This is a genomic window from Pseudomonas sp. GD03875 (assembly GCF_029840585.1).
In the GTDB taxonomy this organism is placed as follows: domain Bacteria; phylum Pseudomonadota; class Gammaproteobacteria; order Pseudomonadales; family Pseudomonadaceae; genus Aquipseudomonas; species Aquipseudomonas paralcaligenes.
In genome coordinates this window covers 14,622-37,250 of record NZ_JAOCCV010000002.1, presented here as the reverse complement: position 1 = coordinate 37,250, position 22,629 = coordinate 14,622, and the positions used below count along the sequence as shown (strand labels likewise).

General features: G+C 67.2%; 19 protein-coding genes. 8 read left to right on the top strand and 11 right to left on the bottom strand.

The genetic code is table 11. The features are described from left to right. Nucleotides 1–461: 461 nt before the first annotated feature. Nucleotides 462–857, bottom strand: a complete 396-nt coding sequence (locus N5D30_RS01605; RefSeq protein WP_279907376.1) for an NUDIX domain-containing protein — start codon at nt 855–857, stop codon at nt 462–464. 181 nt (nt 858–1,038) lie between these two features. Between N5D30_RS01605 and N5D30_RS01600 the strand changes: the two genes are divergently transcribed. The 4 genes from N5D30_RS01600 to N5D30_RS01585 are packed head-to-tail and all read left to right on the top strand — an operon-like array spanning nt 1,039 to nt 4,062. Beyond that, entirely contained in the window at nt 1,039–2,028 is a 990-nt protein-coding gene (locus N5D30_RS01600) for an acyl-CoA/acyl-ACP dehydrogenase (RefSeq protein WP_279907375.1), read from the top strand. Beyond that, nucleotides 2,025–2,789 carry a PIG-L family deacetylase gene (locus tag N5D30_RS01595; protein ID WP_279907374.1) on the top strand — a complete coding sequence of 255 codons (765 nt, stop codon included), beginning with the start codon at nt 2,025–2,027 and terminating at the stop codon, nt 2,787–2,789. Before N5D30_RS01600 ends, N5D30_RS01595 begins: the two co-directional genes overlap by 4 nt. Continuing rightward, entirely contained in the window at nt 2,786–3,385 is a 600-nt protein-coding gene (locus tag N5D30_RS01590) for a class I SAM-dependent methyltransferase (RefSeq protein ID WP_279907373.1), read from the top strand. Before N5D30_RS01595 ends, N5D30_RS01590 begins: the two co-directional genes overlap by 4 nt. Beyond that, the gene (locus tag N5D30_RS01585) at nt 3,382–4,062 is read left to right on the top strand and encodes a glycosyltransferase (RefSeq protein ID WP_279907372.1); all 681 of its coding nucleotides are present in this window, start codon (nt 3,382–3,384) and stop codon (nt 4,060–4,062) included. Before N5D30_RS01590 ends, N5D30_RS01585 begins: the two co-directional genes overlap by 4 nt. 39 nt (nt 4,063–4,101) lie before the next feature. Here the strand turns inward: N5D30_RS01585 and N5D30_RS01580 are convergent, their stop codons facing one another. From N5D30_RS01580 to edd, 7 genes are all read right to left on the bottom strand, one after another. Further along, a complete protein-coding gene (locus N5D30_RS01580) occupies nt 4,102–5,055 on the bottom strand; it encodes a sensor domain-containing diguanylate cyclase (RefSeq protein WP_279907371.1) in 954 nt (317 codons plus the stop codon). A gap of 3 nt (nt 5,056–5,058) precedes the next feature. Next, nucleotides 5,059–6,381, bottom strand: coding sequence for a hypothetical protein (locus N5D30_RS01575; protein WP_220814302.1), 1,323 nt, complete (start codon nt 6,379–6,381; stop codon nt 5,059–5,061). Between the two features lie 287 nt (nt 6,382–6,668). After that, nucleotides 6,669–7,082 carry an alternative ribosome rescue aminoacyl-tRNA hydrolase ArfB gene (arfB, locus tag N5D30_RS01570; protein ID WP_220814318.1) on the bottom strand — a complete coding sequence of 138 codons (414 nt, stop codon included), beginning with the start codon at nt 7,080–7,082 and terminating at the stop codon, nt 6,669–6,671. Between the two features lie 49 nt (nt 7,083–7,131). Further along, nucleotides 7,132–7,551 (bottom strand): VOC family protein, encoded by a 420-nt coding sequence (locus tag N5D30_RS01565; RefSeq protein WP_279907370.1) that lies wholly within the window; start codon nt 7,549–7,551, stop codon nt 7,132–7,134. Between the two features lie 13 nt (nt 7,552–7,564). Further along, nucleotides 7,565–7,987: a YciI family protein gene (locus N5D30_RS01560; protein WP_279907369.1), complete on the bottom strand. Its 423-nt coding sequence runs from the start codon at nt 7,985–7,987 to the stop codon at nt 7,565–7,567. A gap of 199 nt (nt 7,988–8,186) precedes the next feature. Further along, on the bottom strand, nt 8,187–8,903 hold the full coding sequence (gene pgl / locus N5D30_RS01555; RefSeq protein WP_279907368.1) for a 6-phosphogluconolactonase: 717 nt from the start codon (nt 8,901–8,903) through the stop codon (nt 8,187–8,189). Then, the gene (edd, locus tag N5D30_RS01550; protein WP_279907367.1) at nt 8,900–10,723 is read right to left on the bottom strand and encodes a phosphogluconate dehydratase; all 1,824 of its coding nucleotides are present in this window, start codon (nt 10,721–10,723) and stop codon (nt 8,900–8,902) included. Before edd ends, pgl begins: the two co-directional genes overlap by 4 nt. Nucleotides 10,724–10,860: 137 nt before the next feature. On the opposite strand from edd, the gene N5D30_RS01545 reads away from it, so the two are divergent. Both N5D30_RS01545 and N5D30_RS01540 read left to right on the top strand, forming a co-directional pair. Next, nucleotides 10,861–11,904 (top strand): metal-dependent hydrolase, encoded by a 1,044-nt coding sequence (locus tag N5D30_RS01545; RefSeq protein ID WP_279907366.1) that lies wholly within the window; start codon nt 10,861–10,863, stop codon nt 11,902–11,904. A 60-nt stretch (nt 11,905–11,964) separates the two neighbouring features. Beyond that, on the top strand, nt 11,965–13,572 hold the full coding sequence (locus N5D30_RS01540) for a methyl-accepting chemotaxis protein (RefSeq protein WP_279907365.1): 1,608 nt from the start codon (nt 11,965–11,967) through the stop codon (nt 13,570–13,572). Between the two features lie 170 nt (nt 13,573–13,742). On the opposite strand, the gene N5D30_RS01535 is transcribed toward N5D30_RS01540, so the two are convergent. From N5D30_RS01535 to N5D30_RS01525, 3 genes are all read right to left on the bottom strand, one after another. Next, nucleotides 13,743–15,149 (bottom strand): amino acid permease, encoded by a 1,407-nt coding sequence (locus tag N5D30_RS01535; protein ID WP_279907576.1) that lies wholly within the window; start codon nt 15,147–15,149, stop codon nt 13,743–13,745. Between the two features lie 435 nt (nt 15,150–15,584). Further along, nucleotides 15,585–16,637: a Glu/Leu/Phe/Val dehydrogenase dimerization domain-containing protein gene (locus tag N5D30_RS01530; RefSeq protein ID WP_279907364.1), complete on the bottom strand. Its 1,053-nt coding sequence runs from the start codon at nt 16,635–16,637 to the stop codon at nt 15,585–15,587. A gap of 166 nt (nt 16,638–16,803) precedes the next feature. Continuing rightward, nucleotides 16,804–20,268, bottom strand: coding sequence for an indolepyruvate ferredoxin oxidoreductase family protein (locus tag N5D30_RS01525; protein ID WP_279907363.1), 3,465 nt, complete (start codon nt 20,266–20,268; stop codon nt 16,804–16,806). A 197-nt stretch (nt 20,269–20,465) separates the two neighbouring features. On the opposite strand from N5D30_RS01525, the gene N5D30_RS01520 reads away from it, so the two are divergent. Together N5D30_RS01520 and N5D30_RS01515 are read left to right on the top strand one after the other, a co-directional pair. Beyond that, the gene (locus N5D30_RS01520) at nt 20,466–20,933 is read left to right on the top strand and encodes an Lrp/AsnC family transcriptional regulator (protein ID WP_220814293.1); all 468 of its coding nucleotides are present in this window, start codon (nt 20,466–20,468) and stop codon (nt 20,931–20,933) included. Between the two features lie 277 nt (nt 20,934–21,210). Continuing rightward, nucleotides 21,211–22,581, top strand: coding sequence for a hypothetical protein (locus N5D30_RS01515; RefSeq protein ID WP_279907362.1), 1,371 nt, complete (start codon nt 21,211–21,213; stop codon nt 22,579–22,581). Nucleotides 22,582–22,629: the final 48 nt, after the last annotated feature.

Sequence of the window (22,629 nt, the reverse complement as noted above, 5' to 3'; positions counted from 1 at the left end):
CCTTGCCTACGCCAATCGAGGAGAACCGCAGCTACGCGCGCCCCCCCAACGCCCCGTCGTCCCCGCGCAGACGGGGACCCAGAAACGCGGTGTCCTGCCATACGCATGGATTCCCGCCTGCGCGGGAATGACGGGGAAGTTTCCTACTTGTCCGTACAGGGCCTTGCCTGCGCCAATCGAGGAGAATCGCAGCTACGCGCGCGCCCAACGCCCCGTCGTCCCCGCGAAGGCGGGGACCCAGGAACGCGGCGCCCTGCCCCGCATATGGATTCCCGCCTTCGCGGGAATGACGAGGAAGTTTCCTACTTGGTCCATACAGGGCCTTGCCTGCACCAATCGAGGAGAGCCGCAGCTACGCGCGCGCCCAACGCCCCGTCGTCCCCGCGAAGGCGGGGACCCAGGAACGCGGTGCCCCGCCCTACGCATGGATTCCCGCCTGCGCGGGAATGACGGAATCTTTCCTACCCCAGCGGCCCCGACGCGGCCGGCGCCTGGCAGTACAGCCGCAGCAGCTCCAGGCAGGGCCGCTTGACCGGCTTGCGCGCCACGTCCTCGGCGGAGAACCAGCGGCAGTCGGCGATCTCGTTCCTCGGGGTGGCGGCCAGGGCCTCGGGCACGGCCAGGCGGAACACATGGTGGGCACGGGTGGCGAACTCGTGGGTGGCAAGATACTCAAGGGTTTCCGAGGCCAGCCCGGTTTCCTCGTTCAGCTCGCGCAGCGCGGCCTCGGCCGGTCCCTCGTTGGCCTCGATCTTGCCGCCGGGCAGGGTCCATTTCGCCTCCGCCTTGCGCACCAGCAGCACCTTGCCGTCCTGCTGGCAGATCACGCTCGCCCTGGGTTTCGCCGCTCTGCTCATGTGCCCCCCTTCTTTCGCTCAAGCCCTAGAGGCCACGACGGCCGGCAAAAGTTCGAACGCAATGACCCCCACGTTCTCCCTGAACCGCGTGGCGGGCGGCGCGGTCATCGGATAAGGACACGGCACCCAAGGCAGGCAAGCACCCTCGATGGCCTCCGCACACCTGATCGGACTCGAAACCATGCTCCGCGACTTCAGCCAGCGCCCGGTGGAACGGCCGGCGCTGGGCGTCGCCCTGCAGATGCAGGTGCTGCTGTCGGCGGGGCTGACCGAACTGCCCTACCCCGGCCAGGGCGCCACCCTGCAGCGCTGGCAGACCTTGGCCCAGGTGGCGGCGGCGGACCTGGCGCTGGTCAAGCTGTTCGAGGGCCACACCGACGCCCACGCGATCCTCCACGAACTGGGCGCCGACACCAACCGGGTGGCGGGTCTGTGGGCCGTGTGGGCCGCCGAGCCACCCCAGGCGCGGGTCGAGATCGCCGGGCGCACCCATGACCAGGTCGTCCTGTGCGGGCGCAAGGCGTGGTGCTCGGGCGCCGCCCACGTCGACCACGCAGTGATGACCGTGTGGGACGAACAGGGCCAGCCGCAGCTGGTCACCCTGGCCCTGCAACAGCCCGGCGTGCGGGTGACGGACCAGGGCTGGCAGGCGGTCGGCATGGCCGCCGCCGACAGCGTCGAGATCGTGCTGGAGGAAGCCCTGGGGCAGTGCATCGGCGACACCTCGGTGTATGTCGAGCGGCCCGGCTTCTGGCACGGCGCGGCGGGCGTCGCCGCCTGCTGGTACGGCGCCGGTGCGGCGCTCGGCCGCCACGCCCACCACCACGTGCGCCGCGACGCCCACGGCCTGGCCCACCTGGGCGCCCTGGACAAGGCCCTGGCCTCGGCCCGCGACGCGCTGCGCGACTGCGCCCGCTGGATTGACCGGCACCCGCGCCAGGACGCCGAGTACCAAGCGCGCCGGGTGCGCGCCGTGGTCGAGGACGCGCTGGACGCGGTCATCCGCCACGCCGGCCGCGCCCTCGGCGCCACCCCCTACTGCCGCGACCCGCACTTCGCCCGGCTGATGGCCGACCTGCCGGTATTCCTGCGCCAGAGCCACGCCGAGCGGGACCTGCAACGCCTGGGCGAACTGGCGCTGGAGCGGCCCACGGAGGCATGGAACCTATGAGCGAAGCCCTCAACCCGATCCGCGGCGCCGGCACCCCGGCCAGCGCCTGGCGCGGCTCGAACCGGCTGGCCGACGTCGCGCCCATCGGCATCGACGAGCTACTGCCGCCGGGCGCCCGGGTCGCCATCGTCGCGCCCCACCCGGACGACGAAATCCTCGGCTGCGGCGGCCTGCTCGCCACCCTGGCGCGGCGGGGCGCCGGCATCAGTGTCATCGCCGTCACCGACGGTGAGGCCAGCCACCCGGGCTCCAGCGCCTGGTCGGCCAACCGCCTGCGCCGCGAACGGGTCTGGGAGAGCCAGCTGGCGCTGCGCCGCCTGGGCTTCTCGCCCAGGCAGCTGCAATGGCTGCGCCTGCGCTTCGCCGACAGCCAGGTGGGACGGGACGAGGCGCGCCTGGTCGAGCGCCTGTGGCAGTTGCTCGAAGGCTACACCCACGTGATCACCACCTGGCACGCCGACGGCCACTGCGACCACGAGGCGGTGGGCCGCGCCACCGCCATCGCCGCCGAGGCCTGGGGCTGCCAGCTCTACGAGGTGCCGATCTGGGCCTGGCACTGGGCCGAGCCGGACGACCCGCGCCTGCCCTGGGAGCGGGCGCGCAAGCTGCTGCTCGACGACGACGCCCTGGCGCGCAAGCGCTCGGCCATCCAGGCCCACCGCTCGCAGCTGCTACCCGACGCCTCGACCGGCGCCGACCCGGTGCTCACCGAGGGCACCCTGGAGCGCTTCGCCGAGTCCCGCGAGATCTTCTTCCTATGAGCATGCCGGCCGGCTACTTCGACGCGCTGTACCAGCACAACGAAGACCCCTGGGGCTTCCGCCGCCGCTGGTACGAGCGGCGCAAGCGCGAACTGGCGCTGGCGACGCTGCCGCGCCAGCGCTACGCGCACATCTTCGAGCCCGGCTGTTCCAACGGCGAACTCAGCGTGGCCCTCGCCGAGCGCTGCGACCGCCTGCTGAGCTGCGACATCAGCGCCCGCGCCACGGCCCTGGCGCGGGAACGCCTGGCCGCCTTCCCCGGCGCCGAGGTACGCACCGCCCAGCTGCCCGAGGAATGGCCGGCGGGGCCGTTCGACCTGATCGTGCTCAGCGAGTTGGGTTACTACCTGAGCGAGGCCGACCTGCAGCGGCTGATCCAGCGCTGCCTGGGCAGCCTGAGCGCCGACGGCGCGCTGCTCGCCTGCCACTGGCTGCACCCGATCCTCGACTGCCCGCTGGACGGCCGCCAGGTGCATCGCCTGCTGCATGCGAACCTGCCGCTGCAGCGTGCCGTGCGCCACGAGGAGAGCGACTTCCTGCTGGAACTCTGGTGCGTCCCGCACTGCACCGTCGACCTCGACGAGGACGCGCTGTGATCGGCGTGGTGGTGCCCGCACACAACGAGGAATGCCTGCTCGGCCAGTGCCTGAACGCCCTCCAGCAGGCCGCCCGGCACCCCGGCCTGGACGGCGAGCCGGTGCTGATCCTGGTGGTGCTGGATGCCTGCAGCGACGGCTCGGCGACCATCGCCGGCGAGCTGGGCGTGACCACCCTGAGCATCGACGCGGGCAACGTCGGCCAGGCGCGCCGCGCCGGCGCCGCCCACGTCATCGCCCGGGGCGCGCGCTGGCTGGCCTGCACCGACGCCGACAGCCGGGTGTCGCCGGACTGGCTGGTGCAACAGCTGCGACATGAGGCGGAGGTGGTCTGCGGCACCGTGCGGGTGCACGACTGGGAGGGCTACGACGGCCAGGTCCAGGCCGCCTACCAGCAGCGCTACTGTCACGAGGACGGCCACCGGCACATCCACGGCGCCAACCTGGGCGTGTGCACGGCGGCCTACCAGCGGGTCGGCGGCTTCCCGCCGCTGAGCGCCCACGAGGACGTGCATCTGGTCGGCGCGCTGCAGGGCGCCGGCGCGCGCATCGTCTGGACCGGCCAGAACAGCGTCGTCACCAGTGCCCGGCGCGACGCGCGGGCCCGCTGCGGGTTCGGGGATTACCTGTCGCAACTCGCCGCCACGCTGGCGAGCGGAACCGGGGCGCCGACCTGAGGCGCTGCCGTCCGCGGGCTGGCCCGGTCACGGGACGGTTCAGGCCTGGCAGGCCTCCGCCTCGCCGCCACCGCAGTGGCCGTGCTGCAGACGGTCGCGGCCTTCCTGCTTGGCCTGGTAGAGCAGGCGGTCCACCGCCTCGAGGAAGGCCAGCGGGGTGTCGCGCACTTCCGGGATGATGGTGCCGACGCCCAGGCTGACCGTCACCAGCTGCGCCACCTTGGATTGCTCATGGGCGATCTGCTGCTTGCGCACCAGCTTGCGGCAGCGCTCGGCGATCCGCTTCGCCGAGGCTGCGTCGGTTTCCGGCAGGATCAGCACGAATTCCTCGCCACCGTAGCGTGCCACGCAATCGCGCGGGCGCGCCGCGGCGCCCAGCAGGGTCTGGCCGACGCGCTTCAGGCAGTCATCGCCCTTGATGTGGCCGTAGTGGTCGTTGAACTGCTTGAAGCAGTCGATATCCAGCAGGATCAGCGACAGCGGCCGGCGGGTGCGCTGGGCGTTGCCCCACTCGATGTCGAGGATGGAGTCGAACATGCGCCGGTTGTTGATGCCGGTCAGGCCGTCCTTGTAGGAGTACTCCTCCAGCTGCCGCTGCAGGGCCAGCAGCTGTTCCTCGGTCTTCTTGCGCTCGCTGATGTCGAACATGAAGCCGATCAGCGCCTCGGTCTCGCCGGCCTCGTCGCGCATCACATGGACCACGTCGCGTATCCACACGTAGTCGCCGTCCTTGGTCAGCGCCCGGTAGTCGGCTTCGTGGTCGATGCCGCACTGGGACTGGGCGATGCAGAAGTTCACCACCCGCTCGCGGTCTTCCTCGTGGATGCGTTCGGCCCAGTCGTTGGCGCTGATCCAGCTCTCCTGCGTCCAACCCAGCAGCGGCTCGATCTGCGGGCCGATGTAGGCGAAGGTCATGGTCTTCCAGTCGATCTTCCAGGGGATCGCCTTGGTCGACTCCAGCAGGGTCTTGTATACGGCGCTATCGGTTTCCACGGGTCAGGCCTCGGCTTGCGTCACGGGTGGCTCGCACTCGCGCAGGGCGCGGGCGTACAGCTGTTTCAGGTTGTCGGGCTCATCGTAAGCGATCCGCTCGCCGGCGCGCAGGTCGCGGCGCATGAGAAAGATCATCTGCTCCAGCACCGCCTCGCGGAAGCCGTCGGCCTGCAGGCAGAGCACCTCCGCCAGGCGCCCGGCGATCACCGCGGTGTCGCTGACCAGCGGGCAGACCCGGTAGCGGTAGGTGCCACCGATGGCCTCGGGCGGCAGGTCCATGAAGCGCCCGGGCAGCTGGCGGAAGAAGCTCAGCGGCAGGCGGTAGGCATTGTGGCCGAGGATCGGCAGGTCGTCCGGCACCGCCGCCTCGTCGTCCAGCTCCTGCAGGTTGGTGGCCAGCGGCAGCAGGCGGTCCAGGCGGTACTGGCGCATGTTCGGGTTGCCGACCCGCACCAGGTTGGCGATCAGCTCGCCCAGGGAGGCGTGGCCGATGATCGCCGCACGCTTGGGCAGGCCGCCCCAGGCGCCGTCCGCGCCATTGAGCAGGGCCTCGATCAGCGAGGCGTTCTCGAAGCCGCCGCCGGCGTGCATGTGCACCAGAATCTTCAGCGGCGGCGGCAGCAGGCTGCGTGCCGCGGCGACGTAGGCGCCGACCTGCAGCGGCAGGTAGGTGCCGCGGTCGTCCTCGATGCTGATGCCCTCGATCGGCTGCCCGGCCAGCAGCTCCAGCACCTGGAAGACCGCACCGGGGTCCTCGGCGAAGGCGTCGCAGCCGTCGACGATGTTGATCAGAATGCGCGGCGGCGCGCCGTGGTCGCCGCGGATGTTCTCGCGCAGCCAGCGGATACTGGCCGGCAGGCTGCGCAGCACGGTGGCCAGGTCGTACTGCGTGCCCATGCCCTCCTTGCTCAGGTAGATCTCGTGCAGGGTGTTGGGCACCCGGTAGTCGCGCAGCTTGAGCTGCGATGCGTCGGGCGTGAAGTGACCCTGGGCGTCGACCAGGCCCAGGGCGGTGAAGGCGAAGCAGCCGGTGGTGTCCACCTGATGGTCGCGCAGGTACATCATGAAGTCGTCGTCGACTTCCAGCTCGGCCGGGTAGGAATAGTCGAGGGTGCCCAGCAGGATGTTGCGGAAGCCGAATTCGCGCAGCTTCGGCAGGATCTCCAGCTTGTCCTTGAGGGTCTGGCCGATCCGCGCACCCACCGGGTTCTCGCGCAGGGACAGGTCGATCAGGTAGGGCTCGATGCGCTGGAGCAGGTCGATCTTCTCCTGGGCGGCGGCGAGCAGCCGGTGGGCGTTCTGCGTGGCGGCGGACGGCTGGTGCATGGCGACATTCCCTGTGTTGGCGGTGAAACCTATGCCTTGGTTATACACAGTGAAATCGCACAGTGGCAAATGGCTACCCCGGCGCCCGACGAACGACCTGGCCGACCCGGGAGCCCAACGCAACGGCTCTAGAAATGGCTATGTCCGAGTCAACTGTTGTCGGGGGGCTCAACCCCTTGTGGGAGCGGACTTGTCCGCGAACGGGGCTGGCAGAAAAGCTTCGCGGACAAGTCCGCTCCCACTGGGGGCAACGGCGCATTCCGACAACGCTCAATGGGGACACAGCCCTAGAAATCCACCCTGCCGCGACCGGCCTTGATCGCGCCGCGCTTGGCCTTGCCCTCCAGGCGGCGCTTCTTCGAGCCCAGGGTGGGCTTGGTCGGCCGCCGCGCCTTCTCCACCTTGCCGGCGTTGCGGATCAGCTCCGCCAGGCGCTCCAGGGCATCGGCGCGGTTCTGTTCCTGGGTGCGGTACTGCTGGGCCTTGATGATCACCACGCCTTCCTCGGTGACGCGGCTGTCGCGCAGCGCCAGCAGGCGCTCCTTGTAGAACGGCGGCAGCGACGAGGCCTGGCTGTCGAAGCGCAGGTGCACGGCGCTGGACACCTTGTTGACGTTCTGCCCGCCGGCGCCCTGGGCGCGGATGGCGGTCAGCTCGATCTCGTCATCGGGCAGGTGGACGTTGTTGGAGATCACCAGCATGGGGAACGGGCGCCGCGGCAAAGGGGCGCCCAGCATAGCGCACCGCCGGTCAGGACTCCTGGCAGTCGCCGGAGAAGTTGATCATCCACGGCACGCCGAAGCGGTCGGTGAGCATGGCGAATCCCTCGGCCCAGAAGGTCTTCTGCAGCTCCATCTGCACCGAACCCTGGGCCGCCAGCTCCCGGTACAGGCGCTCGGCCTGGGCCAGGTCCTCGGCCTGCAGGGAGATGTGGCAGCCCTTGATGCCGTCGTAGGGGTCGCCCGGCATGGTGTCGGAGCCCATCAGCAGCTCGCCGCCGGTGTTCAGGCTGGCATGCATGGTGCGGTCGTGGTGTTCCGGCGCCACCTCGCCACAGGCCGGGCTGTCGCCGAACGGCATCACCAGCAGTTCGCCGCCCAGCACCTGCTGGTAGAAGCGGAAGGCCTCGGCGCACTGGCCGTCGAAGATCAGGTAGGCATGGATTTTCATGATTCGTCGCTCCTCATTGGCCGGCCATGCGGGCACGCAGGCGTTCTTCCTGCTCGCGCAGTTCGGGGGTGAATTCATCGCCGAAGTCCTCGGCTTCGAAGACCTGGCGGATCTCGATATCCGACTCGCCGGGCATCGGGTTGGGGCAGCGCTTGACCCATTCGATGCACTCGGCCAGGGAGGCCACTTCCCACAGCCAGAAGCCGGCGATCAGCTCCTTGGTCTCAGCGAAGGGGCCGTCGATCACGCTGCGCTGGTCGCCAGAGAAACGCACGCGCACGCCCTTGCTGCTCGGGTGCAGGCCCTCGCCGGCCTTCATGATCCCGGCGGCCACCAGCTCCTCGTTGTACTGGCCCATGGCCGCCAGCAGTTCTTCGCTGGGCATCGCACCGGCTTCCGAATCCGCGGTGGCCTTGACTATCACCATGAAACGCATCGTCCTTCTCCTCGTCTTGGCGGGAACGCCGGCCGGCGCCCCCGGGGTCACCCCGGCATGGGGTTCTGTTCCCTGGTCGAACGGCGTTACGGCATATCGACAGGCCCCTGAAAATTTTTTCACCGGATGCAATCCGTAGGGTGCGCCATGCGCACCGATGACACCGAGGCTATATGCATTACCCCGGATTACATCCGGGCTACGGGCTCCAGTGGACCTGCAACGGCGCGTGCAGGAACGCGCGGATCGGCATGTCTGTCGCCGGCCCCGGCCGCAGCGCCTGGTTCAGCGTAGCCAGCTTGGTGGCGCCCTGGAGGGCCAGCAGCGCCAGGCGCGCGCCGGCCAGGGGCGGCAGGGTCAGGGTCAGGCGCTGGCGGGGCTCGCTCGGCGCCTGCATCGCCAGCACCCGGCGCGAACAGGCGGGGTCCAGGGCCACCGGCAGGTTGGCGCTGGCCGGGAACAGCGAGGCGGTATGGCCGTCGTCGCCCATGCCCAGTACCAGCACGTCGATGGGCGGCAGCCCGGCCAGCGCCTGTTCGGCCAGACGCGCGGCCTCCTCCAGGCTCTCCGCCGGGTGGTACAGGCCGAGCATCGTCGCCTGGGCCGCCGGCCCCTGCAGCAGGTGGCGGCGCACCAGCGCCTCGTTGCTGTCGGCATGGGTCGGCGGCACCCAGCGCTCGTCGGCCAGGCTCACCTGCACCCTGGCCCAGGGCAGCTCCTGGCGCGCCAGGCATTCGAAGAAGGCCACCGGGCTACGCCCGCCGGAGACCACCAGCAGCGCCCGCCCGCGCTCGTCCACGGCAGTGCGCAGGGCTTCGGCCACCTGCCCGGCCAGCGCCTCGGCCAGTACCTGGGCGTCGGCATGGGTATGGCCCTGCACGCCCTCGGGCAGCAGCAGATCGGCCACGGCGCTCATCGCAGCGCGCTCAGGCTGGCGGTGAAGGCGCTGGCGCCCTGCTCCGCCGGGCTGAAGGCGGCGCGCATGAAGGCGAACAGCTCGCGGCCACAGCCGATCTCCGCCGGCGGCGGCGCGGCCGGGTCGCGGGCCTCCCACTCGGCGGCGTCGACCAGTACCCGCAGCTCGCCGCTGCGGCCGTCGATGCGGATCGGGTCGCCGTCGCGCACCTTGGCCAGCGGGCCGCCGTCGAACGCCTCGGGGCAGATGTGGATGGCCGCCGGCACCTTGCCGGAGGCACCGGACATGCGCCCGTCGGTGACCAGCGCCACCTTGTGCCCACGGTCCTGCAGCACGCCGAGGAACGGCGTGAGTTTGTGCAGCTCGGGCATGCCGTTGCAGCGCGGGCCCTGGAAGCGCACCACGGCGACGAAGTCGCAATCCAGCTCGCCGGCCTGGAAGGCCTCGGCCAGCGACTGCTGGTCGTGGAACACCCGCGCCGGCGCCTCGATCACGTGGCGCTCCGGCGCCACGGCGGAGAGCTTCATCACCCCACGGCCGAGGTTGCCCTGCAGCAGGCTCAGGCCGCCCTCGGCGGAGAACGGCTGCGCCACCGGGCGCAGGATGGTGGCGTCCAGGCTGGCCGCGGCGCCTTCGCGCCAGACCAGGCGGCCGTCGTCGAGGAAGGGTTCCCGGGTATAGCGGCGCAGGCCCGGGCCGGCCACGGTGGCGACGTCCTCATGCAGCAGGCCGGCATCGAGCAGTTCGCGGATCAGCACGGCAGTGCCGCCGGCGGCGTGGAAGTGGTTGATGTCGGCCTTGCCGTTCGGATAGACGTGGGCCAGGGTCGGCACCACCTCGGACAGCTCGGCCATGTCCTGCCAGGTCAGCTGGATGCCGGCGGCCTGGGCGATGGCCGGCAGGTGCAGGGTGTGATTGGTCGAGCCGCCGGTGGCGTGTAGCGCCACCGCCGAGTTGATCAGCGCGCGCTCGTCGATGATCTCGGCCAGCGGCAGGTACTGCCCGCCCTGGCGGCTCAGGCGCACCACCTGCTGCGCCGCCTCGCGGGTCAGGGCATCGCGCAGCGGGGTGTCGGGGTTGACGAAGGAGGCGCCGGGCAGGTGCAGGCCCATCACTTCCATCAGCATCTGGTTGGTGTTGGCGGTGCCGTAGAAGGTGCAGGTGCCGGGGCTGTGGTAGGCGGCCATCTCCGAGGCGAGCAGCTCGTCGCGGCTGGCCTTGCCCTCGGCGTAGCGCTCGCGCACCTCGGCCTTCTCCTTGTTGGACAGGCCGGACGGCATCGGCCCGGCCGGCACGAACACCGTCGGCAGGTGGCCGAAGCGCAGCGCGCCGATCAGCAGGCCGGGGACGATCTTGTCGCACACGCCCAGGCACAGGGCGGCGTCGAACATGTTGTGCGACAGCGCCACGGCGGTGGCCATGGCGATGGTCTCGCGGCTGGCGATGCCGATCTCCATGCCCGGCTCGCCCTGGGTGACGCCGTCGCACATGGCCGGCACCCCGCCGGCCACCTGGCCGACCGAGCCGACCTCATGCAGGGCCTGGCGGATCAGCGGCGGGAAGCGCTCGTAGGGCTGGTGCGCGGAGAGCATGTCGTTGTAGGCGGTGACGATGGCCACGTTGGCCGCATCGGGCAGGCGCAGGGTCTGCTTGTCCGCGCCGCTGCAGCCGGCCACGCCGTGGGCGAAGTTGGCGCACTGCAGCTTGCCGCGCTGCGGCCCCTGCTCGGCGGCCGCGGCGACCATCGCCAGGTAGCGCTGGCGGGTGGCGCGGCTCCGCTCGATCAGGCGCTCCGTGACTTCGAGAACGCGGGGGTGCATGGGAAGGACTCCTGGGGGCTTTGCAATACCGACACTGTAACCCCGCGCGCGGTTGAAATCTTTCGTCGGAATTTCCAGGCTGTCGCCGAAGCCGGCCGGCGCTAAGTTAGCCGCCTGCTTCCTTCGCGAGACGCACCATGGATTCGCTCACCCAGGCGGTGCTCGGCGCCAGCATCCAGGGCGCCCTGCTCGGCCGCTGGCAGGGCCGCCGCGCCCTGCTCTACGGCGCCATGCTCGGCACCCTGCCCGACCTCGACGTGATCATCGACTACGGCGACGCCGTGGCCGACATGACCTACCACCGCGGCTTCAGCCACTCGCTGCTGGTGCTCAGCCTGCTGGCCGTGGCGCTCACCGTGCTGGTCCGCCGGCTGCGGCCCAACCCCGCCTATTCCACGCGACGGCTGTTCCTGGCCATCTGGCTGGCGCTGATCACGCACCCGTTGCTGGACGCCTTCACCAGCTACGGCACCCAGCTGTTCTGGCCGCTGCAGACGCCGCCGGTGGCCTGGTCCTCGGTGTTCATCATCGACCCGCTGTATACCGTGCCGCTGCTGCTGGCGGTGGTCGTCGGCCTGGTCCGCGGCCTGCGCGACCGGCCGCAGTGGCTGGCGATCTCGGCGCTGTGCCTGTCCAGCGTCTACCTGGCCAGCACCCTGGCCGGCAAGTGGATGGCCGAGCAGCGGGTTCAGGACGTGCTGGTCGAGCGCGGCATCCAGTCCGACGTGCTGTTCAGCTCGCCGACGCCGTTCAACAGCCTGCTCTGGCGGGTCACGGTGGTGGATGGCGCCGACTACCACGAGGCGCTGGTGAGCTGGTTCGACGAGCGCCTGCCGCGGCTCGAACGCATCCCCCGGGGCGCGGAACTGGCCGGCGTGCTGCGTGACTCGCCGCAGCACCAGCGGCTGGAGTGGTTCACCCACGGCGTGCTGCGCTACGACCGGGTCGGCGACGAGCTGATCGTCACCGACATGCGCCTGGGCATGACCGGCTTCCATCCGTTCCGCTTCGTCTTCGCCGAGCACCGCGACGGGCGCTGGCACACGCTGCCGGTGGTCGATCGCCTGCCCTTCAGCCGCGGCGACCCGGCGCACATGCTGGTGCTCTGGCAGCGCATCTGGGACCAGCGCCAGCCGGTGGAGCTGCTGGCCTGGGCCAGCGCGCTGCAAGGAAAGCCCTGACTCCCCCTCCGCCGTCTCTGAACTAGGCTTGACGAACAGTCGGCCGTCGGAGGCAGCAGCATGAACATCCGCCAGAAAATGATCGCCTGCGGCGCCATCAGTGTGGTCGCCGCCGCCCTGCTCGGTGGCGTCGGCTACTGGGGGCAGATGCGCCTGGCGGAGGTCCTGGCCAGCAGCGAGCTGAGCATCAGCGCCCTGCGCAACCACCTGGAAGGCGACATGATGCACGACGCCCTGCGCGCCGACGTGCTGGCCGCCTTCTACGCCCCGCCCGGCGACCCGGCGGCGGCCGAACAGGTGCGCGCCGACCTGCGCGAACACAGCCAGTGGTTCCAGCGCACCATGGCGGCCAACGCCGCGCTGCCGCTGAGCGAGGACATCCGCCAGGCCATCGGCCAGTCGCAACCGGCGCTCAACGCCTATATCGCCCAGGCCGAGCGCATCGTCGGTCTGGCCCTGGGTGACCCGCAGACGGCGCGCGCCGAGATGCCGGCCTTCGAGCAGAGCTTCGCCGAGCTGGAAGAGAAGAACGAGGCGCTCAGCGAACTGATCGAGCAGCACGCCGCCCAGGTCCGCGCCGACAGCCAGGCGGCCACGCGCAACGCCGCCTGGCTGCTGGTCGGCGGCATCCTGCTGGTGTGCCTGCTGCTCGCCCTGCTCACCAGCCACCTGATGAAGGCGGTGCTGCGCCCGCTCGGCAAGACCATCGCCGTGGCCCGCGCCATCGCCCAGGGCAACCTGCGCAGCATCATCCAGATCGACAGCGACGACGAAGCCGGCCAGCTGCAGCGGTCCCTGGCCGAGATGCAGAACAACCTGCGCCAGATGATCGAGACCATCCGCCGCGACAGCGAGCAACTGCAGAGCACCGCGCAGCATCTCAGCGGCGCCTCGCAGAGCATCGTCCACAGCGCCCGCGAGGAATCGGACAACGCCACCAGCATGGCCGCCGCCATGGAGCAGATGATCCACAACATCGCGCAGATCGCCGACCACGCGCGAAACGCCCAGGCCATCTCGTCCCAGTCCGAGGAGCTGGCCAGCAGTGGCGGCCAGGTGATCCTCGGCGTGGTCGACGGCATGAGCCGCATCGCCGAGGCGGTCAACGAATCGTCCAGCACCATCACCGCGCTGGGCCAGTCGTCCGAGGAAATCCACTCGATCATCCAGGTGATCAACGGCATCGCCGAGCAGACCAACCTGCTCGCGCTCAACGCGGCCATCGAGGCGGCACGCGCCGGCGAGGCCGGACGCGGCTTCGCCGTGGTCGCCGACGAGGTGCGCAACCTGGCGGCGCGCACGGCGCAGTCGACCCAGGAGATCAGCGGCATGATCGAGCGCATCCGCAATACCACCGCTCAGGCGGTGAGTAGCATGCAGGCCGGGGTGACACGGGTGAACGATGGTGTGGGCCTGGCACGCCAGGCCGGCGAGTCGATCAGCGAGATTCGCGGCGGCGCCCAGCGCGCGGCCGAGGTGGTGGAGGAGATTTCCCACACCATCGGCGAGCAGAGCAAGGCCTCCAGCGAGGTAGCCCAGCGGGTCGAGCAGATCGCCCGCATGTCGCAGCAGAACAGCCAGACGGTGGACGAACTGGCCACCGCCGCGCAGCGCCTGGACAGCGTGGCGCGCAGCATGCAGGGCTCGGTGCTGCAGTTCCAGACCTGACGTCGGATCGCCCACAGCGGTACTACCCGATGAATAGAAGTAGGGCGGGTGAAACCCGCGTTTCCCTGCGCCACCGCACGCGGGTTTCACCCGCCCTACGCAGCTCCAGAGCGGAGACGCCCGCCAAGAAAAAGCCCGGCCGAAGCCGGGTTTTTTTCATGCCGCCAGGATCAGCCCTGGCTGGCGACGGGCGCGGTACCGGCCGCCAGCTTGATGCGGCAGCAGACCCAGAGCAGCAGCAGCCATACCGGGATCGCGTACACCGACACCTGGATGCCCGGGATCATCAGCATCACGCCGAGGATGAACAGCACGAAGGCCAGGCACAGGTAGTTGGCGAAGGGGAACCAGAAGGCCTTGAAGCTCGGCTGCACGCCCTTGGCGGCCATGGCCTTGCGGAACTTCAGGTGGGCCAGGCTGATCATCGCCCAGTTGATCACCAGGGACGCCACCACCAGCGACATCAGCAGCTCCAGCGCGCTCTTCGGCGCCAGGTAGTTGACCACCACGCAGAGCAGGGTCACCGCCGCCGACAGGGCGATGGCCAGCACCGGCACGCCGCGCGCGTTGACCTTCATCAGCGCCCTGGGCGCGTCGCCCTGCTCGGCCAGGCCGTAGAGCATGCGGCTGTTGCAGTACACGCCGCTGTTGTAGACCGACAGCGCGGCGGTCAGCACCACGAAGTTGAGCACGTGGGCGGCGGTGTCCTCGCCGATCAGCGAGAAGATCTGCACGAACGGGCTGCTGGCGTAGGCGTCGCCGCCAGAGGTCAGGGTCTTCACCAGGTCGTCCCAGGGGTGCAGGGACAGCAGGATGGTCAGCGCGCCGATGTAGAAGATCAGGATGCGCCAGACCACCTGGTTGATCGCCTTGGGAATCACCTTCTTCGGCTGGTCGGCCTCGGCGGCGGTGATGCCCACCAGCTCCAGGCCGCCGAAACTGAACATGATGATCGCCATCATCATCACCAGGCCGGACACGCCGTTGGGGAAGAAGCCGCCGTGGCTCCACAGGTTGCTGACGCTGGCCTGCTCGCCACCGGCGCCGCTGAACAGCAGCCAGCCGCCGAGCAGGATCATGCCGATGATCGCCACCACCTTGATGATGGCGAACCAGAACTCGGTCTCGCCGAAAGCCTTGACGTTGACCAGGTTGATCGCGTTGATCAGCACGAAGAACGCCGCCGCCGTGGCCCAGGTGGGGATTTCCGGATACCAGTACTGCACGTACTTGCCCACCGCCGTCAGCTCGGCCATGCCCACCAGCACGTAGAGCACCCAGTAGTTCCAGCCCGACAGGAAGCCCGCGAACGGCCCCCAGTAGCTGTGGGCGAAGTGGCTGAAGGAGCCGGCGACCGGCTCCTCGACGATCATCTCGCCGAGCTGGCGCATGATCAGGAAGGCGATGAAGCCGCCGATGGCATAGCCGAGGATCATCGACGGGCCGGCGCTCTGCATCACCCCGGCCGAGCCGAGGAACAGGCCGGTGCCGATGGCGCCGCCGAGGGCGATCAACTGGATATGACGGTTCTTCAGGCCGCGCTTGAGCGGGCCGGTATGCAGATGTTCGGACATCAGCGAGCGCTCCAGGTCGAGCGGAGAGAGAGGCAAGTGCGAGGCATGGGTTCACCTGTCTGGAAGAATGGGCCGGCGGACTCGTGATCCGCCGGTCGCGGCCCGCCGGCCGTGGCCTCGGGCGCGGCGAGTATACACCCGGGGCCTGGGGCCGGTTGACGCTTCGCGGGCGTGGGAGCGGCTGAGCGGCATTCCGATTGGCTGCGAAGCGCTTATGCCGCCTGCCACCATCGCGGCCAAGACCGCTCCCACGTCGCGCCTGGTGCTAACCGGGTGAGGTAAAGCAAAAGCTATGTACCCGTTTGTTGGTGGCACAACTCTGCTCTTGTGGGAGCGGCTGGGCGGCATCCGATTGGCCGCGAAATTCGCGGATAAATCCGCTCCCACAAGGCGCGCAACAACCAACGGGGACATAGCTAAAGCAAACATCAACGGACACTAGCGGCCGAGGCGCTCGCGGGCCATCCGGTCGGCCACCGCCGTGGTGGTGGCGCCTTCGGCCGTGGAGCGGGCGAAGATCTCGTCCAGGGTCGACTCGATGCCTTCGATGTGCGCCTTCAGCTCAGCGGCGCTGCCGCCGGTGCGCTCGTAGCACACGTCAATGATGCCGCCGGCATTGATCGCGTAGTCCGGCGCGTACAGGCAGTCGCGGCGACGCAGCTGCTCGGCCAGCTCCGGGCTGGCCAGCTGGTTGTTGGCGGCGCCGGCGACGATCGGCGCGCGCAGCGCCTCCAGGGTCTGCGGGTTGATGATCGCGCCCAGGGCACAGGGGGCGAACACGTCCACGTCGAGGCCGAAGATTTCCTGCTGGCTCACCGCGCGGGCATCCAGCTGGTCCACGGCGCGGCGCTGGTTGGCCGCATGGATGTCGGTCACCCACAGCTCGGCGCCGGCGTCCTTCAGATACCTGGCCAGGCCGAAGCCGACCTGGCCGACGCCCTGGATCGCCACCTTGAGCCCTTTGAGATCGCCGCGACCGAGGCGATGGCGCACGGCGGCGCGGATGCCGACGAACACACCGTAGGCGGTGGACGGCGACGGGTCGCCGTCGCGGGTGCCGCCGCCGAAGGCCTCGCGCTGGCCGGCGCCCGCCACGTGGCGGGTGCGCTCGGCCATGATCTGCATCTCGGCCACCCCGGTGCCGGAGTCGGCGGCGGTGATGTAGCGCCCGCCCAGGCTGTCGACGAAGTCGCCCATGGCCTGGAACAGCGCCTCGCTCTTGTCGTGACGCGGGTCGCCGATGATCACCGCCTTGCCGCCGCCCAGCGGCAGGCGCGCCAGCGCGGACTTGTAGGTCATGCCGCGGGACAGGCGCAGCACGTCGCGCAGCGCCTCATCGTCGTCGGCGTAGTTCCACATGCGGCATCCGCCCAGGGCCGGGCCGAGGGTGGTGTCGTGGATGGCGATGATGGCCTTGAGGCCGCTGGCCTGGTCGTGGCCGAAGACCACCTGCTCGTGGTTGTCGAAGTCGATATGGGTGAAGACGGGCATGGGTACTCTCGGTTCTTGTTGGATGTTGAGTAGGCATGGATAGCCTTCTCCCCCTGGGAGAAGGTGGCCGAAGGCCGGATGAGGGAGTCCCAGGTGCCTGGGAGACCCTAACCCCTGGCCCCTCTCCCGGAGGGAGAGGGGGAACTGGCTTCCGGGTTGATTGGCTTCAGGCGGCCGGTTCGAACAACTGGACGGCGGAAATCTCGCTGAGCAGCAGACGGGCCTTGAGCTGGGTGGCCTGCTCGCGGGCCTTGGCGACGGCCTGTTCCTTGACGTGGCCGTAGCCGCGGATCTGCTCCGGCAGCTCGGCCAGAGCCACCGCGGTGCGGTAGTTGTCCGGGCGCAGTTCCTTGAGCACCAGCTCGATCAGGTCCTCGTACTCGTCGATCAGCTCGCGCTCCACCCGGCGCTCGGCGCTGTGGCCGAACGGGTCAAGCACACTGCCGCGGAGGAACCTGAAGCGCGCCAGCACGGCGAAGGCCTTGAGCATCCAGGGGCCGAAGGCGCGCTTGACCGGCGCGCCGGTGCGCGGGTCGGGCTTGGCCAGCCAGCTCGGCGCCAGGTGGAACTGCAGGCGGTAGTCGCCCTCGAACTGCGCTTCCAGGCGCTGGCGGAAGGCCGGCTCGCTGTATAGCCGCGCCACCTCGTACTCGTCCTTGTACGCCAGCAGCTTGAAGTAGTAGCGCGCCACCGCGCGGCTCAGGGCCTGGTCGGTGCCGTCGGCCTGGCGCACACGCTCCACCAGGGCCTGGTAGCGCTGGGCGTAGGCGACGTCCTGGTAGGCGGTGAGGCGGGCCATGCGGTCGGCGACGATCTCCTCGAGACTCTCGCAGCGCGGCGCTTCCGGGCTCTTCGGCTTGGCCAGCTGCTCCACCGCCGCCAGGTCATGGGCGGCGCGGCGGCCCCAGAGGAACGCCTGCTGGTTGAGCTTGATGGCGACGCCGTTGAGTTCGATGGCCTTGTCGATGGCCTCGGCGGACACCGGCACCAGACCCTTCTGGTACGCATAGCCGAGCATGAACAGGTTGCTGGCGATGGTGTCGCCGAGCAGCGCGGTGGCCAGGCGGGTGGCGTCGACGAAGTGGGTCTTGCCCTCGCCCACCGCTTCCACCAGCGCCTCGCGCATGGACGCGCCGGGCACCTGGGCGTCCGGCTTGCGGGTGAACTCGGCGGTCGGCGCCTCATGGCTGTTGACCACGGCGTTGGCGATCTTGTCGTTGAGCTTGGCCAGCGATTCCTCGCCGGCCGCCACCACCAGGTCGCAGGCCAGCAGCAGGTCGGTCTCGCCGGCGGCGATGCGCACGGCGTAGATATCGTCCTGTTTGCGGGCGATGCGGATATGGCTGATCACCGGGCCGAACTTCTGCGCCAGGCCGGCCTGGTCGAGCACGGTGCAACCCTTGCCCTCCAGGTGCGCGGCCATGCCCAGCAGGGCGCCGACGGTGGTCACGCCGCTGCCGCCGACGCCGGGCAGGAGGATGTTCCAGGGCCGCGACAGGTCCGGCTGACGCGGCTCCGGCAGGGCCACGAACAGCGCCTTGGCACCCAGCGCCTCGGGCTTGCGCAGGGCGCCGCCGTGCACGGTGACGAAGCTCGGGCAGAAGCCTTCGACGCAGGAGAAGTCCTTGTTGCAGGCGTTCTGGTCGATCTCGCGCTTGCGCCCCAGCTCGGTCTCCAGCGGCAGCACGGAGAGGCAGTTGGACTTCACGCTGCAGTCGCCACAACCCTCGCACACCGCCGGGTTGATGAAGGCGCGCTTCTGCGGGTCGACCATCTTGCCGCGCTTGCGCCGGCGGCGCTTCTCGGTGGCGCAGGTCTGGTCGTAGAGGATCACCGACACGCCCTTGAACTCGCGCAGCTCGCGCTGCACGGCGTCCAGCTCGCGGCGGTGGTGGAAGCTGACGATGGGCGCGAAGGTGGCGCGGGTCGGGTACTTGTCCGGCTCGTCCGAGACCAGGGCGATGCGCTTCACACCCTCGGCGTAGACCTGCTGGCTGAGCTGGTCGATGCGCAGCTCGCCGTCGATGGGCTGGCCGCCGGTCATCGCCACCGCGTCGTTGTAGAGGATCTTGTAGGTGATATTGACGCCCGCCGCGACGGATGCGCGCAGGGCCAGCTGGCCGGAGTGGAAGTAGGTGCCGTCGCCCAGGTTCTGGAACACGTGCGGGGTGTCGGTGAACGGCGCCTGGCCGATCCAGGTGGCGCCCTCGCCGCCCATCTGGGTGAAGGTGTCGGTGTTGCGGTCCATCCACTGGGTCATGTAGTGGCAGCCGATGCCGCCGAGGGCGCGGCTGCCTTCCGGCAGCTGGGTGGAGCTGTTGTGCGGGCAACCGGAGCAGAAGTGCGGGGTGCGCTTGGTGTCGTGCTTGGGCGCGGCCAGCGCGGCTTCCTTGGCGGCGAGGAAGGCCAGGCGCTCGTCGATGGTGGCGCTGGTGTAGATCGGCGCCAGGCGCTTGGCGATGACCCGGGCGATCATCGCCGGGGTCAGCTCGGCCAGGTTGGGCAGCAGCGAGTTGCCCTCCTCGTCGAACTCGCCGACCACCCGCGGGCGCTTGCCGACCGGCCAGTTGTACAGCTGGCCGGTGAGCTGATCCTCGATGATGCTGCGCTTCTCCTCGACCACCAGGATCTCGTCCAGGCCTTCGGCGAACTGGTGCACGGAGACCGGCTCCAGCGGCCAGCTCATGCCGATCTTCAGCACACGCAGGCCGACCCTGGCGCACAGCTCGTCGTCCAGGCCCAGGTCGTTCAGCGCCTGGCGCACGTCCAGGTAGGACTTGCCGGTGGTGATGATGCCCAGGCGCGGGTTGGGAGAATCCAGCTTGATCTGATCGAGGTTGTTGGCCAGGGCGAAGGCCCGGGCGGCATAGATCTTGTACTGGTTGAGGCGCTTTTCCTGGGCCAGGGGCGGGTCCGGCCAGCGGATGTGCACGCCGTCCTCCGGCAGCTGGAAGTCGGTCGGTAGTTTGACCTGCACGCGCAGCGGATCGACGTCCACCACGGCCGAAGAGTCGACGTTCTCGGCGATGGTCTTCAGCGCTACCCAGCAGCCACTGTAGCGCGACAGCTCCCAGCCGATGATGCCGTAGTCGAGGATTTCCTGGACGTTGGCCGGGTTCAGCACCGGCATCGACGCGGCAATGAAGGCATGCTCGCTCTGGTGAGCGATGGTCGAGGACTTGCAACCGTGGTCGTCGCCGGCCAGCACCAGCACGCCGCCCTTCTCCGCGACACCGGCCGAGTTGCCGTGCTTGAACACGTCGCCGCAGCGGTCGACACCCGGGCCCTTGCCGTACCACATGGCGAACACGCCGTCGTAGCGCGCACCGGGGAACAGGTTGGCCTGCTGGCTGCCCCACACGGCGGTGGCGCCCAGCTCCTCGTTGACGCCGGGCTGGAAGTGGATGTGGTTTTCCTGGAGGAACTGCTTGGCTTCCCACAGGCTCTTGTCCAGGTTGCCCAGGGGCGAGCCCCGGTACCCGGAAATGAAGCAGGCGGTGTTGAGGCCGAAGGCGGCGTCGCGCTGCTTCTGCAGCATGGGCAGACGGGTCAGCGCCTGGGTGCCGGTGAGATACAGCTGACCAGTGGCTACACGGTACTTGTCGTCCAGACGGATTTCGGCCAGAGACATGGGGCGCTCCTTTTATTCTTGTGTGAGCGAGACGTGCCTGTTGAGCATCGCCGTTGAACCCTGACGCGGGATCACCGCGGTGGGTCGTATGGGCAAGACTATGACCGAGTAGTTCTGGATTTTTCTTTCTTTTTTCGAGCACTCAGCGGGATACTCGGCATGAATGAACCCTCCATGACGAATAAAGAGAAAAAATCATGCAGGAAAAGCTGAGTCCCATCGACCGCCGCATTCTTCGCCTGCTGCAACACGACGCCGACCTCTCCGCCGCCGAGATCGCCGAGAAGGTGGAACTGTCGCAATCGCCCTGCTGGCGCCGCATCCACCGCATGCAGGAAGAGGGACTGATCGAACGCAAGGTCGCCCTGCTCAACCCGAAGAAACTCGGTCTGGGCATGACAGTGTTCGTCGACATCAAGCTGTCGGCCCACGGCCGCAACAACCTGGAGGAATTCGAGCAGGCGGTGGTCGGCTACCCCCAGGTACTGGAATGCCACACCATGGCCGGCGGCTCGGACTACCTGCTCAAGGTGGTGGCCAAGGACATCGCCGACTACGAACGCTTCCTGCGCGACCACCTGCTGCAACGCCCGCATGTGCTGGAGGCGCATTCGCATATCGCGATGAGCGTGGTGAAGAGGACTACGGAGTTGCCGTTGGATTGAGTATGAGAACTTACATAAACGGCGATATCTGAAAGAGTTAGACGATGCAACTCTCAAATGATCGCACAATAAAAAATCGGACCAGCTAATGAAGCAAATCTCACACAAAGATCAATTTAATCTGCGATTCTTGAATATACAGAAATCATTTCGAAATTTTGACCCCATGAGCATTCTCTTAGGGTGTCTTGAGTGGATGTATGAGCCTACCCCCAATAAACTTGACCAGATTAAAAAACACCCCTAGCTGCAGCTACTGCTAATTAAGTGGGTTTTTATGGATGCCATGGCTATAGCTCCAGGGCGCCCACCAATCAATAAAATACAACTCCAACACCTACTACAGAAAGTTCACAATCTATCAGATTTTAGCAGAACTCCTAGCGAATATGAGGATGTCAGTTTATTCATGCGCGCTATGGCCTATCAGCAATTTCAGTACCAGACCAACCATGGAATTATATGGCTGGCTAGGCAAAATACGCTATTTGCACATGTACCAAGCAATCATTTCTTTCAGACTAGTTTCCAACAAGAATACGGTCTCTCTATCAAAGACTTTCTACTTCTAGCGCTTTGCCTAGTCGCCCGATTCAATAAAAGTGGGTTCTCCGTACATCGCGATTATCTTTTCACGCTAAGTCCCCTCATTCCCCCCTATGCGATTGATGCATTCCTCAGAGCGACATCCATTAATGCATACGAGCTACCGGAAACTCTCCGTGAGTCGGACTCCAGCACAAGAGACCCTATAGAATATCTGCAGCAAACGCCATTTATTAAATTCCCTTTAATCAGAGTCAGAAACGACTACTGGTGTATCTACCCTCAAATCCTTCAACGTTCCTTGGGCCATTTCATTTATGACACATTGAAACAGCTCGACCTACAACGATTTAACCATTCATTTGGAGTTATTTTTGAAAGGTATGTGGGCAATATAATCAAAGACGCAGAGATTCAGTTTGCTATAGAGGCCGACTTAATAAAAGCACTTCCAGGCGAAGGAAAGGTTGTTGATTTTCTAATCAACGATGGTGAAGCAAACATATTTATCGATGCCAAAGGCGTAGAGATGGCACAGCGAGGACAAATTGCTCACAGGCGGGATGTAGTACGTGGTGCATCTCAGACCTCGCTAATTAAAGCATTCGAGCAGGGACTAGCAACCTGCGCTCGCCTACGCCTGCTTAACGATAAACATCCCATTATAAAATCTCGCCCCGACAACTATCTAATCGTAGTTACTTACAAGGAACTCTACATTGGGAACGGGCGCTCATTGAGCGCAGCGATTGGAGAAGAACAACTGAGTAAGATTCGAGCCACTCATAACAACACAACTGACATCCCCAACGAAAATATTTATTTCTTAACTATTGATGAATTCGAGCATTTAATGGCACTAGTCAAGGGAAGACGCATTAACCTAACTAGTGCTTTAGAGAGAGCTAAAAAAGACGACAGCGATCCATTAACAAGAAAATTTATATTTGATATGCACATACATAGCTGGCCAGAACGCGCGAGAATTTCATCTTTTCTTGAAAGTTCCATGAGCATGATGACAGAGGAACTACGGCTGGCTCTCCTAGGGGAGAGTCTTACTAGCCATGAAAGTCATGAAGGAAAGTCTACACACTGCTAGTCATAATTAATCTCTCTTAGCCACTACCTGTCGCCTATCTATTACTCA

Excerpts from the sequence above, each read along its gene's own strand:
- N5D30_RS01605 (WP_279907376.1), bottom strand. The coding sequence starts at position 857 with ATGAGCAGAGCGGCGAAACCCAGGGCGAGCGTGATCTGCCAGCAGGAC.
- N5D30_RS01600 (WP_279907375.1), top strand. The coding sequence starts at position 1,039 with ATGCTCCGCGACTTCAGCCAGCGCCCGGTGGAACGGCCGGCGCTGGGC.
- N5D30_RS01595 (WP_279907374.1), top strand. The coding sequence starts at position 2,025 with ATGAGCGAAGCCCTCAACCCGATCCGCGGCGCCGGCACCCCGGCCAGC.
- N5D30_RS01590 (WP_279907373.1), top strand. The coding sequence starts at position 2,786 with ATGAGCATGCCGGCCGGCTACTTCGACGCGCTGTACCAGCACAACGAA.
- N5D30_RS01575 (WP_220814302.1), bottom strand. The coding sequence starts at position 6,381 with ATGCACCAGCCGTCCGCCGCCACGCAGAACGCCCACCGGCTGCTCGCC.
- arfB (WP_220814318.1), bottom strand. The coding sequence starts at position 7,082 with ATGCTGGTGATCTCCAACAACGTCCACCTGCCCGATGACGAGATCGAG.
- N5D30_RS01565 (WP_279907370.1), bottom strand. The coding sequence starts at position 7,551 with ATGAAAATCCATGCCTACCTGATCTTCGACGGCCAGTGCGCCGAGGCC.
- N5D30_RS01560 (WP_279907369.1), bottom strand. The coding sequence starts at position 7,987 with ATGCGTTTCATGGTGATAGTCAAGGCCACCGCGGATTCGGAAGCCGGT.
- pgl (WP_279907368.1), bottom strand. The coding sequence starts at position 8,903 with ATGAGCGCCGTGGCCGATCTGCTGCTGCCCGAGGGCGTGCAGGGCCAT.
- edd (WP_279907367.1), bottom strand. The coding sequence starts at position 10,723 with ATGCACCCCCGCGTTCTCGAAGTCACGGAGCGCCTGATCGAGCGGAGC.
- N5D30_RS01545 (WP_279907366.1), top strand. The coding sequence starts at position 10,861 with ATGGATTCGCTCACCCAGGCGGTGCTCGGCGCCAGCATCCAGGGCGCC.
- N5D30_RS01540 (WP_279907365.1), top strand. The coding sequence starts at position 11,965 with ATGAACATCCGCCAGAAAATGATCGCCTGCGGCGCCATCAGTGTGGTC.
- N5D30_RS01530 (WP_279907364.1), bottom strand. The coding sequence starts at position 16,637 with ATGCCCGTCTTCACCCATATCGACTTCGACAACCACGAGCAGGTGGTC.
- N5D30_RS01525 (WP_279907363.1), bottom strand. The coding sequence starts at position 20,268 with ATGTCTCTGGCCGAAATCCGTCTGGACGACAAGTACCGTGTAGCCACT.
- N5D30_RS01520 (WP_220814293.1), top strand. The coding sequence starts at position 20,466 with ATGCAGGAAAAGCTGAGTCCCATCGACCGCCGCATTCTTCGCCTGCTG.
- N5D30_RS01515 (WP_279907362.1), top strand. The coding sequence starts at position 21,211 with ATGGATGCCATGGCTATAGCTCCAGGGCGCCCACCAATCAATAAAATA.